Annotated in this window: 13 protein-coding genes and 3 tRNA genes; 5 read left to right on the top strand and 11 right to left on the bottom strand. The window is 66.6% G+C overall.

Annotated features, from left to right (window positions below):
* Window positions 1–325: 325 nt before the first annotated feature.
* A complete protein-coding gene (locus ALIDE2_RS16880) occupies window positions 326–679 on the top strand; it encodes a DUF4148 domain-containing protein (protein ID WP_013722716.1) in 354 nt (117 codons plus the stop codon).
* Window positions 680–805: 126 nt separating this feature from the next.
* Here ALIDE2_RS16880 and ALIDE2_RS16885 read toward each other — a convergent pair whose 3' ends face one another.
* The 10 genes from ALIDE2_RS16885 to folC all read right to left on the bottom strand — a co-directional run bounded on the left by ALIDE2_RS16885 (window position 806) and on the right by folC (window position 9,846).
* Complete coding sequence (locus ALIDE2_RS16885; RefSeq protein ID WP_081471095.1) at window positions 806–1,882, bottom strand: IS630 family transposase; 1,077 nt, start codon at window positions 1,880–1,882, stop codon at window positions 806–808.
* Window positions 1,883–2,486: 604 nt separating this feature from the next.
* A tRNA-Asp gene (locus ALIDE2_RS16890) sits at window positions 2,487–2,563 on the bottom strand.
* A 47-nt stretch (window positions 2,564–2,610) separates the two neighbouring features.
* A tRNA-Glu gene (locus tag ALIDE2_RS16895) sits at window positions 2,611–2,686 on the bottom strand.
* A gap of 20 nt (window positions 2,687–2,706) precedes the next feature.
* Window positions 2,707–2,782: transfer RNA gene (locus ALIDE2_RS16900), tRNA-Ala, on the bottom strand.
* A 66-nt stretch (window positions 2,783–2,848) separates the two neighbouring features.
* Window positions 2,849–4,252, bottom strand: coding sequence for a glutamate--tRNA ligase (gene gltX, locus ALIDE2_RS16905; RefSeq protein WP_013518387.1), 1,404 nt, complete (start codon window positions 4,250–4,252; stop codon window positions 2,849–2,851).
* The gene (locus ALIDE2_RS16910) at window positions 4,249–5,463 is read right to left on the bottom strand and encodes an O-succinylhomoserine sulfhydrylase (protein ID WP_013518386.1); all 1,215 of its coding nucleotides are present in this window, start codon (window positions 5,461–5,463) and stop codon (window positions 4,249–4,251) included. Before ALIDE2_RS16910 ends, gltX begins: the two co-directional genes overlap by 4 nt.
* A 128-nt stretch (window positions 5,464–5,591) precedes the next feature.
* Complete coding sequence (gene purF / locus ALIDE2_RS16915; RefSeq protein ID WP_013722718.1) at window positions 5,592–7,100, bottom strand: amidophosphoribosyltransferase; 1,509 nt, start codon at window positions 7,098–7,100, stop codon at window positions 5,592–5,594.
* A gap of 63 nt (window positions 7,101–7,163) precedes the next feature.
* Window positions 7,164–7,652, bottom strand: coding sequence for a CvpA family protein (locus tag ALIDE2_RS16920; protein ID WP_013518384.1), 489 nt, complete (start codon window positions 7,650–7,652; stop codon window positions 7,164–7,166).
* A gap of 13 nt (window positions 7,653–7,665) precedes the next feature.
* A complete protein-coding gene (locus ALIDE2_RS16925; protein WP_013722719.1) occupies window positions 7,666–8,514 on the bottom strand; it encodes an SPOR domain-containing protein in 849 nt (282 codons plus the stop codon).
* 9 nt (window positions 8,515–8,523) lie between these two features.
* Window positions 8,524–9,846 (bottom strand): bifunctional tetrahydrofolate synthase/dihydrofolate synthase, encoded by a 1,323-nt coding sequence (gene folC / locus ALIDE2_RS16930; protein ID WP_041701058.1) that lies wholly within the window; start codon window positions 9,844–9,846, stop codon window positions 8,524–8,526.
* 48 nt (window positions 9,847–9,894) lie between these two features.
* Between folC and ALIDE2_RS16935 the strand changes: the two genes are divergently transcribed.
* From ALIDE2_RS16935 to argG, 4 genes are all read left to right on the top strand, one after another.
* On the top strand, window positions 9,895–10,281 hold the full coding sequence (locus ALIDE2_RS16935) for an ArsC family reductase (protein ID WP_013518381.1): 387 nt from the start codon (window positions 9,895–9,897) through the stop codon (window positions 10,279–10,281).
* Window positions 10,282–10,401: 120 nt separating this feature from the next.
* A complete protein-coding gene (locus ALIDE2_RS16940; protein ID WP_013518380.1) occupies window positions 10,402–11,073 on the top strand; it encodes a glycine zipper 2TM domain-containing protein in 672 nt (223 codons plus the stop codon).
* 60 nt (window positions 11,074–11,133) lie between these two features.
* Window positions 11,134–11,451, top strand: a complete 318-nt coding sequence (gene ppnP / locus ALIDE2_RS16945; RefSeq protein ID WP_013518379.1) for a pyrimidine/purine nucleoside phosphorylase — start codon at window positions 11,134–11,136, stop codon at window positions 11,449–11,451.
* Window positions 11,452–11,478: 27 nt separating this feature from the next.
* Window positions 11,479–12,822 (top strand): argininosuccinate synthase, encoded by a 1,344-nt coding sequence (argG, locus tag ALIDE2_RS16950; RefSeq protein ID WP_013722721.1) that lies wholly within the window; start codon window positions 11,479–11,481, stop codon window positions 12,820–12,822.
* A gap of 102 nt (window positions 12,823–12,924) precedes the next feature.
* On the opposite strand, the gene ALIDE2_RS16955 is transcribed toward argG, so the two are convergent.
* Window positions 12,925–14,907: a sigma-54-dependent Fis family transcriptional regulator gene (locus ALIDE2_RS16955; protein ID WP_013722722.1), complete on the bottom strand. Its 1,983-nt coding sequence runs from the start codon at window positions 14,905–14,907 to the stop codon at window positions 12,925–12,927.
* Window positions 14,908–14,985: the final 78 nt, after the last annotated feature.

Here is a 14,985-nt window from a genome sequence, read left to right on the forward strand (position 1 = left end):
GATTCAACCACTGTCGGCAGTAGCGTATCGGCGTAACACCGAGATGAGCGATTGTCGCCGGGTCAGTCAGATGACTGTTTTGTCATCTTTCGGTTGCCAGCACCCACAGTTTCAAACTCGATGCCATGGGAGCGGGAGGGGGTCTGCAATTATTCGTAGGGCGATCTGTAGTCAAGGGATGTGAGCCGCAACGAAAGCTGTCGAAGATGTCATCTGGCTGTCTAGGTTTTGTTGGGTAGGGGCTTCTACCATGAACACATCTCCTCAGCTCTGTACCAAAGCGCTGGAGATGCAAACCTCAGAGACTCCAAAAAGGATATTGATCATGACTCAACGTCGCCTGTCCCTCTCCGCCGTGATCGCCAGCGTGGCCGCCGTGGTGGCCTTCGGCCTGCCGGGAATGGCATCGGCGGAATACATGCATCCCGCCAACAACCAAGCTGGCGTGGTCGTTCACCCGGAACACTTCAAAAGCGAAAAGACCCGCGAGCAAGTCAGGGCGGAAACCGAAGCCGCGATGCGACAAGGCCGTTTGTCTTACGGCCAAAGCAACTTCCCGCGAGGTGCAGAAGCCGCACCGGTGACGTCGAACAAGACCCGCCAACAGGTGATCGATGAGATGCGCAATGAGACCGCCGCACAACGCGAAGCACGGCGTCTGCTGTACTCCGGCGGCTGATAGAACAATCAGTCCGACGATATCGCCGGGCGCCCATGGTCTCGCATGACACCCCATCGCCGCGCGCTGTCGCAGCGATAAGCGACAGGACGGGGCCGGGGGATCAAGGGGTTATCTCACTCCAGCCTAGTGTCCTGTCCCGCTGATACGTGAGCAAAGTCGATGCAGCTTTTCGAGGATGGAATCGGCGGTGGCGGTCCACTTGAACGGCTGGCAGTTCGTGTTGTAGGCCGCGACGAAGTGGTCGATGCGCTGCACGAGCTGTTTGACGCTGGTGAACGAACCGCGCCGAATGGCTTTGTCGGTAATCAGCGCAAAGAAGCGCTCGACCTGATTGAGCCAGGAGCTGTAGGTCGGGATGAAGTGCATGTGCCAACGGGGCCGCGCTGTCAGCCAGTCCTTGATCTTCGGATGGTTGTGGGTGGCGTAGTTGTCGCAGATGCAGTGAATGTCCAGCTCGGCGGGGACGGCCTTGTCGATCTCGCGCAGGAAAGACAAGAATTCCTGATGCCGATGGCGCGGCTTGCACGCGGCCAGCACCGCGCCGTTGAGCACGTTCAGGGCTGCAAACAGTGTGGTCGTGCCATGGCGCTTGTAGTCGTGGGTCACGCCCTCGACATAGCCAAATCCCATGGGCAGCATTGGCTGGGTACGCTCCAACGCCTGGCACTGACTCTTCTCGTCCACGCAGATCACCAAGGCGTTGTCCGGCGGACTCAGGTACAGCCCGACCACATCGCGCAGCTTCTCGATGAAGAACGGGTCGGTGGAGAGCTTGAAGCTCTCGCTGCGGTGCGGTTGCAGGCCAAAGAGCTGGAAGTAGCGCGCCACGCTGCTCTTGGAGATGCCGGTCTCGGCGGCCACGGTGCGCACGCTCCAATGCGTCGAGCCGTTGGCTGGCTTGGTGTGCAACGTCGTCTTGATCAAATGCGCCACGCGTTCGTCGTCAATCGTGCGCGGCTTGCCCGGTCGAACATCGTCGTACAGACCCGCGATGCGTCGTTCGATGAAACGCGCGCGCCACTTGCCCACGGTGGCCTTGGTCAGAGCCAAGCGCTCGGAAATCGTGCTGTTGGGCTCACCATCGGCGCTGCTCAGGACGATGCGTGCCCGTGCGCTCAAGGCTGCAGGCAGCGAGCGGCTGCGCGCAAACGACTGCAGCGCCGAAGCGACCGAGGCCGAACTGCACGCGTTTGAGGCCAGGCCATGGGGGCAAAAATTCCCGACTGTCGTCAGCGCCTGGCGCAGGGCCACTGGAAATCAGCGATGAACCAATTCGCGATCCTCTACGAAGACCGGTTCACAAAATCGAGCACGTAAGATAGTCAACCAGCTTCACGAAATCGGTGAAGGTTCAATGAGCCTCACACACGGAAATTCGGACACTCCCGTTGGTCATTTCAGAGGTCCGGCGCGCCTCTGGGCCACCGAGATCATGGAAAAGATCGCCGATTAGACGCAGGCTTTTTGCGCGAGGCCGCCCGACTACAACGCCGCACTCGTGAACGCGCGTGTGGCGCTCGAGACGCTTGCGGCAGACGGTGGGTCATCGCTGTCAGCTCGCACTGGTACAACTCGCCGTACTCTCCTTGATGCAGGCTGCGACTTGTCCAGCCAGAACCGTCCATCGTGAAGTTCTCTCAAGCCCGATTGGGCGGAAAAGTCCTTGCTATACCTACTGCAAACAATTCACTGCGTCTCAAGAAGTCGCATCTACACACTGGGGTGGTAGCGGATGTCGAAAACAAAAGAGCCACCCGAAGGCGGCTCTTTTTCCTTCTGAATCAATGACTTAGAAGGTCGTTTATGGCGGAGTGGACGGGACTCGAACCCGCGACCCCCGGCGTGACAGGCCGGTATTCTAACCGACTGAACTACCACTCCGCGTCGGTGTGACTTTCGTTCCTTGCGGAACCAAGTGCCACAAAACTTGGCGACCCTACGGGGATTCGAACCCCGGTACTCACCGTGAAAGGGTGATGTCCTAGGCCTCTAGACGATAGGGTCAAAACCTAGATTGTTTCAGGTGGTGGAGGTAAGCGGGATCGAACCGCTGACCTCTTGCATGCCATGCAAGCGCTCTCCCAGCTGAGCTATACCCCCGTTGATTCCGGCGTTTATTTTTCTTAACTACCGTCATCACCTGAGCCTCAAATTATAGACAGGTTTTCAGCGGCTTTTCAAACGCGCCAGGATTTTTTCGCGTCCGAGCAGTTCGAGCACCGCATCGACCGAGGGCGTGTGGGCCGTGCCCATGGTGAGCACGCGCACGGGCATGGCCAGTTGCGGCATCTTGGCGCCCTGCGCCTTCAGCACGTCCTTGATGGCGGCGGCGATGGCCTCCTTGTTCCACTCCACGGTCTGCAGCGCGGCGGCAAAGGCGTCCAGGAGCGGCTGCGCGGCCTCGGTCACGTGCCTGGCGTAGTCGTCGGCGTTGCGCTCAACGGCATCGGCATAGAACACGGCGATCCAGCGCGCGAGATCGACCAGGGTCTCGCAGCGGTCCTTGAACAGGGCGCAGATGCGCGGCAGGCGCTCGTCGAGCTGGCTCGCGGCCACGCCGGCCTTCACGGCGAAGGGCTCGACCATGTCGGCGAGCTGCGCGTCGTCCATGGCCTTGAGGTGCTGGGCGTTGACCCAGCGCAGCTTGGCCTCGTCGAACTGGCCGGCGCTCCTGCCCAGGTGGTCCAGGTCGAACCACGCGAGGAACTGCGCGCGCGAGAAGATTTCGTCGTCGCCATGGCTCCAGCCCAGGCGCGCGAGGTAGTTGACCATGGCGTCGGGCAGGTAGCCCTCGTCGCGGTACTGCGTGACGGCCTTGGCGCCGTTCCTCTTGCTCATCTTCTCGCCCTGCTCGTTCAGGACCGTGGGCAGGTGGGCGAAGACGGGCACCTGCGCTCCGAGCGCCTCGAAGATGTGGATCTGGCGCGGCGTGTTGTTGACGTGGTCGTCGCCGCGGATCACGTGGGTGACCCGCATGTCCATGTCGTCCACGCAGACGCAGAAGTTGTAGGTGGGCGTGCCGTCGGGGCGGGCGATGACGAGGTCGTCGAGCTCGCTGTTCTGAAACTCGATGCGGCCCTTGCACTTGTCGTCCCAGCCAACCACGCCGTCCTTCGGCGTCTTGAAGCGCAGCACGGGCTTGACGCCCTCGGGCACGGGCGGCAGCACCTTGCCAGGCTCGGGGCGCCAGGTGCCGTCGTAGCGGGGCTTTTCCTTAGCGGCCATCTGGCGCTCGCGCAGGGCGTCGAGCTCCTGCACGCTCATGTAGCAGGGGTAGACGTGGCCCGCGGCCTGCAGTTGGGCCAGCACCTCCTTGTAGCGGTCCATGCGCTGCATCTGGTAGTACGGGCCCTCGTCGTGGTCCAGCTGCAGCCAGGCCATGCCTTCGAGGATGACGTCCACCGAGGCCTGCGTGGAGCGCTCCAGGTCGGTGTCCTCGATGCGCAGGATGAAGTCGCCGCCGTTGGCGCGCGCGAAGGCCCAGGGGTACAGGGCCGAGCGGATGTTGCCCAGGTGGATGAAGCCCGTGGGCGAGGGGGCGAACCGGGTGCGTACTTTGGTGCTCGTCATGGCAGGGTGTCCAGCCCGCGGGCCAGGTCGTTCTGGAGGTCGCCCAGGTGTTCCAGGCCGACGGAGATGCGGATCAGCCCCTGGCCTATGCCGGCGGCCTGGCGCTGTTCTTCGGTGAGCCGCCCGTGCGAGGTGCTGGCCGGGTGGGTGATGGTGGTCTTGACGTCGCCCAGGTTGGCGGTGATGGAGCACACGCGCGTGCTGTCGACCACGTGGAAGGCGTTGGCGCGCAGCTGCTGTGCGCCCTGCCCCGCCACGTCGAACGCCAGCACGGTGCCGCCCATGCCGTTCTGCTGGCGCATGGCGAGCTCGTGCTGGGGGTGGCTCTTCAATCCGGGGTAGTAGACGCGCGCCACCTTGGGGTGCGCCTCCAGCCAGGTGGCCAGCTCCAGCGCCGCGGCGCTTTCGGCCTTGACGCGCAGGCCCAGCGTCTCCAGCCCCTTGAGCACCACCCAGGCGTTGAAGGGCGCCAGGTTCAGCCCGCCGCTGCGCAGGAAGGTGCCCATGACCTTGTCGACCAGCGCCACCGTGCCGCACACGGCGCCGGCCATGACGCGGCCCTGGCCGTCGAGCAGCTTGGTGCCCGAGTGCACGACGAGGTCGGCGCCGAAGCGCACGGGCTGCTGCAGCACGGGCGAGGCGAAGCTGTTGTCCACCGCCAGCAGCGCGCCGTGGGCGTGGGCCAGCTCGGCCAGCGCGGCGATGTCGCACAGGTCGGTGAGCGGGTTGGTGGGCGTCTCGGCGAACAGCAGGCGCGTGTTGGGGCGCATCGCCGCCTTCCAGGCCTGCACGTCGGTCTGGGAGACGAAGCTGGTCTCCACGCCGAAGCGCGCCATTTCGGTGCCCAGGAGCTTGATGGTGGAGCCGAACATGGACTGCGAGCAGATGACGTGGTCGCCCGCTTTGAGCGCCGTGAGCGCCACGAGCAGGATGGCCGACATGCCGGTGGCAGTGGCCACGGCGCATTCCGTGCCCTCCATGGCGGCCAGGCGCCGCTCGAAGCTGGTGACCGTGGGATTGCTGGTGCGGCTGTAGGTGTAGCCCGCTTCCTCGTTGGCGAAGCGCCGCGCGGCGCTGGCGCAGTCGCTCTGCACGAAGCTGCTGGTCAGGTAAAGGGCTTCGCTGTGCTCGCCCCACTGGCTGCGCTCCACGGCCTCGCGCACGGCGAGGGTGTCCGGGTGCAGGCCGGCAGGCAGGGTTTTATCGGTCACGATGACGGTCCTTGCTTAAAAACAGGAGCTGCTTGCGCTTGATTCACGGGGATTTCAGTATCTTTTTATACTGGAAACCATAACCGACAAGTGGAAGTCGCTCATTTTTTTGATGAGTCCGGCTGCGCTCACAGCGCCTCTGCGTTGGGCAGGGACAGGCGCGAGGTGTCCTCGGGCTCCTCGTCGCCGCCGCGCTCGCGCCCTTCGTTGAGCGCGGTGACGTCCTCGTCGGAGATGTCGCCCGTGATGTAGAGGCCGTCGAAGCACGAGGCCTCGAAGCCCTCCACGCGCGGGTTGATCTTGCCCACGGCCTGCTTCATGGCGTCCACGTCCTGGTAGATCAGCGCGTCGGCGCCGATCACCTGGCGGATTTCCTCCACCGTTCGGTTGTGCGCCACCAGCTCGGTGCGCGTGGGCATGTCGATGCCGTAGACGTTGGGGTGGCGCACCGGCGGCGCGGCCGAGGCCAGGTACACCTTGACGGCGCCCGCGTCGCGCGCCATCTGCACGATCTCCTTGGAGGTGGTGCCGCGCACAATGGAGTCGTCCACCAGCAGCACGCGCCGGCCCTTGAATTCGCTGGCGATCGCGTTGAGCTTCTGGCGCACCGACTTCTTGCGCGTGCCCTGCCCCGGCATGATGAAGGTGCGGCCCACGTAGCGGTTCTTCACGAAGCCCTCGCGGTACGGAATGCCCAGCAGCTGCGCCAGCTGCATGGCGCTGGGGCGGCTCGATTCGGGGATGGGGATGATGGCGTCGATCTCGCTGGGCGGCACGGTGGAGATCACGCGCTTGGCCAGCGTCTCGCCCATGTTCAGGCGCGCCTGGTAGACCGAGATGCCGTCGAGCACCGAGTCCGGCCGCGCCAGGTACACGTACTCGAACACGCAGGGGTTCAGGTGCGGGTTCTCGGCGCACTGCTGCGTCAGCACCCGCCCGTCCAGGCGCACGAACACGGCCTCGCCGGGCGCCACGTCGCGCTCCAGCTGGTGCAGCGTGCCCTCCAGCGCCACGGATTCGCTGGCCAGCATCACCGTGCCGTCAGCGCCCTTGCCCATGCACAGGGGGCGGATGCCGAACGGGTCGCGGAAGGCGAGCAGCCCGTAGCCCGCGATCAGCGCGATCACGGCATACGAGCCCTTGATGCGCCGGTGCACGGCGCGCACCGCCGCGAACACGTCCTCGTCCTTCAGGGGCGAGCCGCTGCTGGCGCGCGCCAGCTCGTGCGCCAGCACGTTGAGCAGCACCTCGGAGTCGCTCTCGGTGTTGGTGTGGCGGTGGTCGGTCTCGGCGAGCTCGCGGCGCAGCTGCTTGGCGTTGGTCAGGTTGCCGTTGTGCACCATGACGATGCCGAACGGCGCGTTCACGTAGAACGGCTGCGCCTCCTCCTCGCTCGACGCATTGCCCGCCGTGGGATAGCGCACCTGGCCCAGGCCCACCGTGCCCGGCAGCGCGCGCATGTTGCGCGTGCGGAACACGTCGCGCACCATGCCCTTGGCCTTGTGCATGAAGAACTTGCGCCCCTGCTGGGTGACGATGCCCGCGGCATCCTGCCCCCGGTGCTGCAATAGCAGCAAGGCGTCATAGATCAGCTGATTGACAGGGGCCGTGCTGACCACGCCGACGATTCCACACATAGTTCGCGTTCCATTCACAAGGGCGGGAGACTTCCCGCCGACAACAATTCTCTGCGCCTGCCGTCACGAAGGCAGGTGCCGCCCTAGTTCATCGGGCAGCACGGGCCTCAATCCCTTGAGCGCCCCCTGCAACATGGGGGCTGCCTGGGATTCCTTCCACCACGGCGCCTCCTGCACCTGCAGCCAGCCCGCCACCAGCACCACGGCCAGCAGCAGCACCAGGCCGCGCAGCACGCCGAACAGCGCCCCCAGCGCCCGGTCCGCGGGCCGCAGCCCCACGGCCTCGACCAGCTTCTTGAGCAGCCAGGCCACCAGGCCGCAGGCGAACACCGAGCCCACGAACACCAGCGCGAAGCCCGCGACGTGGCGCCAGGCGGCATCCGACTGCCCCATGGGCAGCCACGCGCCCACGTCGCCCGCGAACCACTGCGCCGCAAAGAATGCCACCACCCAGCCGGCCAGCGACAGCAGCTCGAACACCAGGCCGCGCCACGCGCCGAGCAGCAGCGACGCGGCCAGCACCGCCAGGAATATCCAGTCCAGCGCCGCCATGCGCAATTCGTCGTTACAGGCTCAGCACGGATGCAGACAGGCCTGCGCCCTTGACGCGCCCGGCCGCCTTGTCGGCCTCGGCGCGGCTGTCGAACGGCCCCAGGCGCACGCGCGTGCGCTTGCCGTCCTTGGTGTCCACCACCTGGGTATAGGTCTTGAGCCCCGAGCGTTCGAGCCGCTCGCGCACCTCGCGCGCCTTGTCTGAATCGGCGAACGCGCCCACCTGCACGATGAAGCGGCCCTGCTCTCCGGCGGCCGCCGCGGCCGGCGGCTGCACGCGCCCTTCGAGCAGCGCGCGCGCGCGCGCCGCATCTTCCTGGCGCGCGGTCTTGGGCTCGGTTTTCGGCTCGGTTTTCGGCTCGGTTTTCGGTTCAGGTTTCGGTTCCGGCTTGGGCTCGGCCTTGTGCTCGACCTTCGGCGCCGGCTTGGGTTCGGTGCGCTGCTCGGGCGCGGGCTCGTGCCTGGGCTCGGCCTGGGCGCGCTGCCCCGGCGCCGGCTCGCCGCGCGGGCGCGATGCGACGACTTCTTCGCCCGCATCCAGCCCGGCCGCGGGCGGCTCGGCGGCGGGCGCGGCCGCTTCTCCGCCCTTGTGCGGCACCACCAGCGGGGCCACCTTGTTGCGGTCGGGGATGTCGATGGCCATGTTCACCGCAACCGGCCGCGGCTGGGTGTCGAACAGCATGGGGAAACCCACCACGCCGGCCAGCACGAGCACGACGGCGCCGATGAGCCGGTGCCGCGCGCGCCGCCGCATGTCCTCGATGCTTTCGGCCTGGGCGGTGCCGCGCGAACGCCGGGCGGGCTTGCTGCTGTCGCCCTGCGGCTCCTGCCTGCCGGGCCAACGAAACTTGAAAAATGCCATGGAGTGCTTTTATGCGCCCAGATGCTTGGCCTGCAGGCGGGGCACTCCGTCTTTGAGCACGCCGCCCACCGTATAGAACGAGCCAAAGACTACGATTCTATCAGCCGGGTCTGCGGCCTCCACGGCTGCGCGCAGCGCCTCCTCGGGGCTGGTGTGCAGGCTCGTGGACACCGGCCGGCGCCCGCCCGCCACCATCTGCAGCGCGTTCCATTTCTGCTGCAGCGCCGCGGCACTCTCGGCGCGCGGCGTGGGCAGGTCGGTGAAGTACCAGCGGTCGATGATCGGCCCCACCTTGGCCAGCATGGGCGCAAGGTCCTTGTCGGCCATGGCGCCGAAGACGGCGTGCGTGGTGGGGAAGTAGCCCATGGCGTCCAGGTTGGCCGTGAGCGCCGCCACCGCGTGCGGGTTGTGCGCCACGTCCAGCACCAGCGTGGGCTGGCCCGGCACGATCTGGAAGCGGCCGGGCAGCTCCACCCGGGCCAGGCCCAGGCGCACGGCCTGCGCGGTGATGGGCAGGCGCGCGCGCAGCGCCTCCAGCGCCGCGAGCGCGCCTGCGGCGTTGATCAGCTGGTTGGCCCCGCGCAGCGCCGGGTAAGCCAGGCCCGCGTAGCGGCGGCTGCGCCCCGCCCAGGCCCATTGCTGCTTGTCGCCGGAATAGTTGAAGTCATGGCCGAAGCGCCACAGGTCGGCGCCGATCTCGCGCGCGTGGTCGATCACGCTCTGCGGCGGCACGGGGTCGCTCACCACCACGGGGCGCCCGGTGCGCATGATGCCGGCCTTCTCGCGGCCGATGGCCTCGCGGTCCGGCCCGAGGAATTCCACGTGGTCGATGTCCACGCTGGTGATGACGGCGCAGTCCGCGTCGATGACGTTCGTGGCGTCGAGCCGCCCGCCCAGCCCCACCTCGAGAATCGCCACGTCGAGCAGCGACATGCTCATGAGCCGCAGAATGGCCAGCGTGGTGAACTCGAAGTAAGTCAGCGAGACCTCGTCGCCCTGCGTCCTGGCGCGCTCCACGGCCTCGAAGTGGGGCACCAGTGAGGCGGCGTCCACCGTTTCGCCGCGGATGCGGCAGCGCTCCTCGAAGCGCACCAGGTGCGGCGAGCCGTAGACGCCCGTGCGGTAGCCGGCCTGCATGGCCACGGCCTCGATCATGGCGCAGGTCGAGCCCTTGCCGTTGGTGCCGGCCACGGTGATCACGGGGCAGTCGAAGCGCAGCGCCAGCCGGCGCGCCACCTCGCCCACGCGCGCCAGGCCCATGTCGATGTTCTTGGCGTGCAGTCGCTCGCAGTGGGCGAGCCAGCTTTCCAGTGTCGGGGGAATGGTGTGCATAGCGGGCCGAATTGTCGCCGAGCCGCGCATGCGCGATGATCCGCGCCCATGAGTACCCCCACGATCATCGTTTACGGCATCCCCAACTGCGACACCGTCAAGAAGGCGCGCGCCTGGCTCCAGGAGCAGGGCCTGCCCTACCGGTTCCACGACTTCAAGAAACAGGGCGTGCCCGCCGAACGCCTGCCGGCCTGGATGGCCGCCGTGGGCTGGGACAGGCTGCTCAACCGCCAGGGCACGACCTGGCGCAAGCTCGACCCCACCGTGCAGGGCCGTGTGCATGATGCCGCCAGCGCTGCCGCGCTGATGGCCGAGCAGCCCTCGGTCATCAAGCGCCCCGTGGTCGAGTGGAGCGGCACTTCGACGGACCGCGTGACGGTGGGCTTCCAGGCGGACCAGTGGAACGAGTTGGCGGGCGGCGGCTCCAACGCCTGAGCCTGCCTTTAGAACGTCTTTACGCAGTTTTACGGACCTGCCCCGGGACGTTGACGCGCCGCGCCGAAACTTTTTGGCCGGCTGGCGCGTTGTATGCCGGCCCAAAGGAGCTTCGAGCCCATGAACAAGACCATCATCCTCACCGCACTGGCCACGGCGGCCCTGGCCGCCCAGGCCCAGGAACAGGGCCGCGTGTTCTCGGCCACCCCCGTCACGCAGCAGGTGGCGGTGCCGCGCCAGGTGTGCGGCAATGAAACCATTTACGGCGGCGCCCGCCCCACCACGGGCGCGGGCGCCGTGCTGGGGGCCATCGCCGGCGGCGCCGCGGGCAACGCCATCGGCGGCGGCAGCGGCCGCGCGGCAGCCACGGCGCTGGGCGTGATCGGCGGTGCGGTGCTGGGCAACCAGGTGGAGAGCGGCCGTCCCGGCTACCAGAACGTGCAGCGCTGCACCACCGAGACCTACTACGACAACCGCGTGGTGGGCTACGACGTGGTCTACGAATACGCGGGCCGGCGCTACACCACGCGCACGCAAAGCGACCCGGGCCAGTGGATCCCGCTGAGCGTGCAGCCGGCCGTGCCAGGCGTGCCCGGCTACCCGCCGGACTACCCGTCCGACCATCCGTCCGGCTACGCACCCGGCTATGGCGGCTACGCCCAGCCCGGCGTGGTGGTCTCGACCCCGCCCGGCCCGCCCGCCTACGTGGTGGAGCCGCCCCCCACGGTGATCGAGTACCGCGCCCCCTACGGCTACCCCCATCGCCCGCCGCACTACTACGGCCGCTACTGACGCCCGCGGCGGGCCGCAGGCCCTAAAATCGATGGTTTGTCCCATCCCCCGCTCCTACCCATGACCACCGAGAAGATCGCCGGCGTCAGCGTCGCCACCCGGGCCAACGTGTACTTTGACGGCAAATGCGTGAGCCACGGCATCACCTACCCCGACGGCACGCAGAAATCGGTCGGTGTGGTGCTGCCGGCCACACTCACGTTCGGCACCGGCGCGCCCGAGATCATGGAATGCGTGGCCGGATCGTGCGAATACCGGCTGGCGGGCAGCGACGCCTGGCTCGCGGCCGGCCCGGGCGACAAGTTCAGCATCCCGGCCAACTCCAGCTTCGACATCCGCGTGGCCGAAGCCTTCCACTACATCTGCCACTACGGCTGACGCAAACCCCTCAACACACGACGTTCCATGGCAACCATCCTGCAATCCCTCCCCGTCGGCCAGAAGGTCGGCATCGCCTTCTCGGGCGGCCTCGACACCAGCGCCGCGCTGCGCTGGATGAAGAACAAGGGCGCCATTCCCTACGCCTACACCGCCAACCTGGGCCAGCCCGACGAGGACGACTACGACGCCATCCCGCGCAAGGCCATGGAGTACGGCGCCGAGGCCGCGCGCCTGGTGGACTGCCGCACGCAGCTGGCGCACGAGGGCATCGCCGCCATCCAGGCCGGCGCGTTCCACATCAGCACCGGCGGCATCGCCTACTTCAACACCACGCCGCTGGGCCGCGCCGTCACCGGCACCATGCTGGTGGCCGCGATGAAGGAGGACGACGTGCACATCTGGGGCGACGGCTCCACCTTCAAGGGCAACGACATCGAGCGCTTCTACCGCTACGGCCTGCTCACCAACCCGTCCCTGCGCATCTACAAGCCCTGGCTGGACCAGCAGTTCATCGACGAGCTGGGCGGGCGCGCCGAAATGTCGGCCTTCATGACCAAGGAAGGCTTCGGCTACAAGATGAGCGCCGAGAAGGCGTACAGCACCGACAGCAACATGCTCGGCGCCACGCACGAGGCCAAGGATCTGGAGTACCTCAGCAGCGGCATCCGCATCGTCAACCCCATCATGGGCGTGGCGTTCTGGAAGCCCGAGGTCAAGGTGCCAGCCGAGGAGGTCTCGGTGACCTTTGACGAAGGCCAGCCCGTGGCGCTCAACGGCAAGGAGATCGCCGACCCCGTGGAGCTGTTCCTGGAGGCCAACCGCATCGGCGGCCGCCACGGCCTGGGCATGAGCGACCAGATCGAGAACCGCATCATCGAGGCCAAGAGCCGCGGCATCTACGAGGCCCCCGGCATGGCGCTGCTGCACATCGCCTACGAGCGCCTCGTGACCGGCATCCACAACGAGGACACGATCGAGCAGTATCGCCTGAACGGCCTGAAGCTCGGGCGCCTGCTGTACCAGGGCCGCTGGTTCGACCCCCAGGCCATCATGCTGCGCGAGACCGCCCAGCGCTGGGTGGCGCGCGCCGTGACCGGCACCGTGACGCTGGAGCTGCGCCGCGGCAACGACTACTCCATTCTCAACACCGAGTCGCCCAACCTGACCTACGCGCCCGAGCGCCTGTCGATGGAGAAGGTGGAGGACGCGCCGTTCAGCCCCCTGGACCGCATCGGCCAGCTCACCATGCGCAACCTCGACATCTCCGACACGCGCGGCAAGCTCGGCGTGTACGCGCGCGCCGGGCTGCTGTCGCTGGGCGGCAACGCGGCACTGGCGCAGCTGGAAGACGGCAGCACCAAGAAATAAGCATCAAATCGGCCTCCAGCGCTTACCAGGAAAGCGCTGGCAGCTATCAAAACAGGAAACCGCTCGGCGTCACCGCCGGGCGGTTTTGTATTTGCGATCCCCTTATTTATCGTCGCGCGAGAGGCCGTAGCGGTGCATCTTTGCGTACAGCGTGCTCTTGGCGATCTGCAGCTTGCGCGCGGTCAGGGTAAGGTTTCCCTCGCTCGCCCGGATGGCGCGCCGAATCAAATCCTCCTCGCCCTCAGCCATGGACATCGCGCCCGACGGATTGCAGGAACCGGGCTGGGCGGCATCGTGCACCGCCTGGAATTCATGCGGCAGATGGGCACAGGTGACGGAAGGCTCCTCGCAAAGCAGCACCAGGCCTTCAACCAGGTTGCGCAGCTCCCGCACATTGCCCGGCCACGGGTAGGAGCGCAGAACCCTCAAGGCGTCGGGTGTGATGCGCTCGGGGCCCTGACCTTGCGCGCGCCTGAAGCGCTCAAGAAAATGCTGTGCCAGCACCTCGACGTCGCCCTGGCGCTCGCGCAGCGCGGGAATGCGCAGGTTGGTGACGGCGATCCGGTAGAACAGGTCCATGCGAAAACGCCCTGCGGCGATGTCCTGGCGCAAGTCGCGGTGCGTGGCCGCGACAAGCCGAAAGTTCACGCGGCGCGGCGTGTTTTCACCCAGCCGGTAAATCTCGCCCTGTTCGAGCACCCGCAGCAGGTTGGGCTGCATATCCAGCGGCATTTCTCCGATTTCATCGAGAAACAGCGTCCCGCCATCGGCAGCTTCGATCTTTCCAACCATTCCCCCCTTGCGTGCGCCGGTGAACGCTCCGTCTGCATAACCGAACAATTCACTGGCCAGCAACTCACGCGACAAGCCGCCACAGTTCAAGGCTACGAAGGGTCCGCCTCTGTTGCCGTGAATGCCCCGTGCAAACTCCTCCTTGCCAACACCAGTCTCGCCCTGCAGCAACACCGGCATGCGTGTACGGGCCAGTTGGCGGGCCTTGGCGATGGTGGCATTCATGCCCGCATCCATGGTGACGATGGCGGCAAACGGATCGGCAGCCATGCCACTGCAAGGCACGGCGCCGACCGCTGCACCGCCTGCGTCGGCACGCCACCCTGAAGCGGGAGAGCGAGGCACGACCAGCAGCGTGCCCAAGGGCTTGCCATCGACGATCAGGGGCTCTATCCATTCTGGCTTCACCCAGGACGGCAGCAGGCCTGCGGCAAGCTGTCCCTGCTGCCCCACGGCAAACCCGGGCACACGGCGCAGGCCCTGTGCCAGCTCCATCTCACCGTCTGCCGAACGGATGGCCAGGGCGGCATGCTCATTGGCCCTGACCACGTTTCCGCGCCGATCAAACAACACCACGCCATCGCCGCCGGAAAGACGCCCCATGGCCCGGTCGAGCAGGCGATAACGCCGCTCCATTTCCGCGGCCGCCAGCCGGGCCTCGATGCGGCTGGCGGCTGTGACCACCAGCGCCAGCGTCTGACGGTTGTAGGTCTGGGACAGCCCTGATACATCGAGCACACCCACCACCTCGCCGTCCAGCGGATGGCGCATCACGGTAGCCGAACATGTCCAGCGTTTGATGCCTTCACAAAAATGCTCGGCGCTATGAATCTGTACCGGCTTGCCCACGGCGAGTGCTGTGCCAATGGCGTTGGTGCCGCACGCGCCCTCCGACCAGGTAGCGCCTGGCATCAGGTGGATGGTCTCGGCAGAGTCGATGGCCGGCAGGTCGCCCTCTGTGTTCAGGATGGTGCAGCGGGTATCGGCCAGCGCCATCAAGGTACCGGTTTCCGTAAGAAAGTCACGCGCATGGGCCATCACGGGGGCGCTGGCTTCGAGCAGTTCCCGCTGCCGCTCACGCAGCAGGTACAGCTCGCCCTCGGCAAGCGGCCTGGGGCCGCTGCGCATGCGTGGATCGACCCTGGCCTCCAGGGAGCGCTGCCAGGAGGCATCCACCAAGGCACGCAGCGTGTCGACGGGCCGCTCCCCTCCGCCCAGGAACGAGTGCCACGCATTCATGACATCGGATTCATCCTGGGGATTGGAGAAAAAATCCTTTCTTTCAGGCGCCATGCTTGTCTCCTGCGGCCGTGTGCCCGGCCTATTTCGGGGGGATGCGCCGGATTATTCCAAACCCACAGCACAGCCCGC

The sequence above is a fragment of the Alicycliphilus denitrificans K601 genome (assembly GCF_000204645.1).
Classification (GTDB): Bacteria; Pseudomonadota; Gammaproteobacteria; order Burkholderiales; family Burkholderiaceae_C; genus Alicycliphilus; species Alicycliphilus denitrificans.

Bases quoted from the DNA above. Each gene is read 5' to 3' on its own strand.
- ALIDE2_RS16880 (WP_013722716.1), top strand. From the start codon at position 326: ATGACTCAACGTCGCCTGTCCCTCTCCGCCGTGATCGCCAGCGTGGCC.
- gltX (WP_013518387.1), bottom strand. From the start codon at position 4,252: ATGACGAGCACCAAAGTACGCACCCGGTTCGCCCCCTCGCCCACGGGC.
- purF (WP_013722718.1), bottom strand. From the start codon at position 7,100: ATGTGTGGAATCGTCGGCGTGGTCAGCACGGCCCCTGTCAATCAGCTG.
- ALIDE2_RS16920 (WP_013518384.1), bottom strand. From the start codon at position 7,652: ATGGCGGCGCTGGACTGGATATTCCTGGCGGTGCTGGCCGCGTCGCTG.
- ALIDE2_RS16925 (WP_013722719.1), bottom strand. From the start codon at position 8,514: ATGGCATTTTTCAAGTTTCGTTGGCCCGGCAGGCAGGAGCCGCAGGGC.
- folC (WP_041701058.1), bottom strand. From the start codon at position 9,846: ATGCACACCATTCCCCCGACACTGGAAAGCTGGCTCGCCCACTGCGAG.
- ALIDE2_RS16935 (WP_013518381.1), top strand. From the start codon at position 9,895: ATGAGTACCCCCACGATCATCGTTTACGGCATCCCCAACTGCGACACC.
- ALIDE2_RS16940 (WP_013518380.1), top strand. From the start codon at position 10,402: ATGAACAAGACCATCATCCTCACCGCACTGGCCACGGCGGCCCTGGCC.
- ppnP (WP_013518379.1), top strand. From the start codon at position 11,134: ATGACCACCGAGAAGATCGCCGGCGTCAGCGTCGCCACCCGGGCCAAC.
- argG (WP_013722721.1), top strand. From the start codon at position 11,479: ATGGCAACCATCCTGCAATCCCTCCCCGTCGGCCAGAAGGTCGGCATC.
- ALIDE2_RS16955 (WP_013722722.1), bottom strand. From the start codon at position 14,907: ATGGCGCCTGAAAGAAAGGATTTTTTCTCCAATCCCCAGGATGAATCC.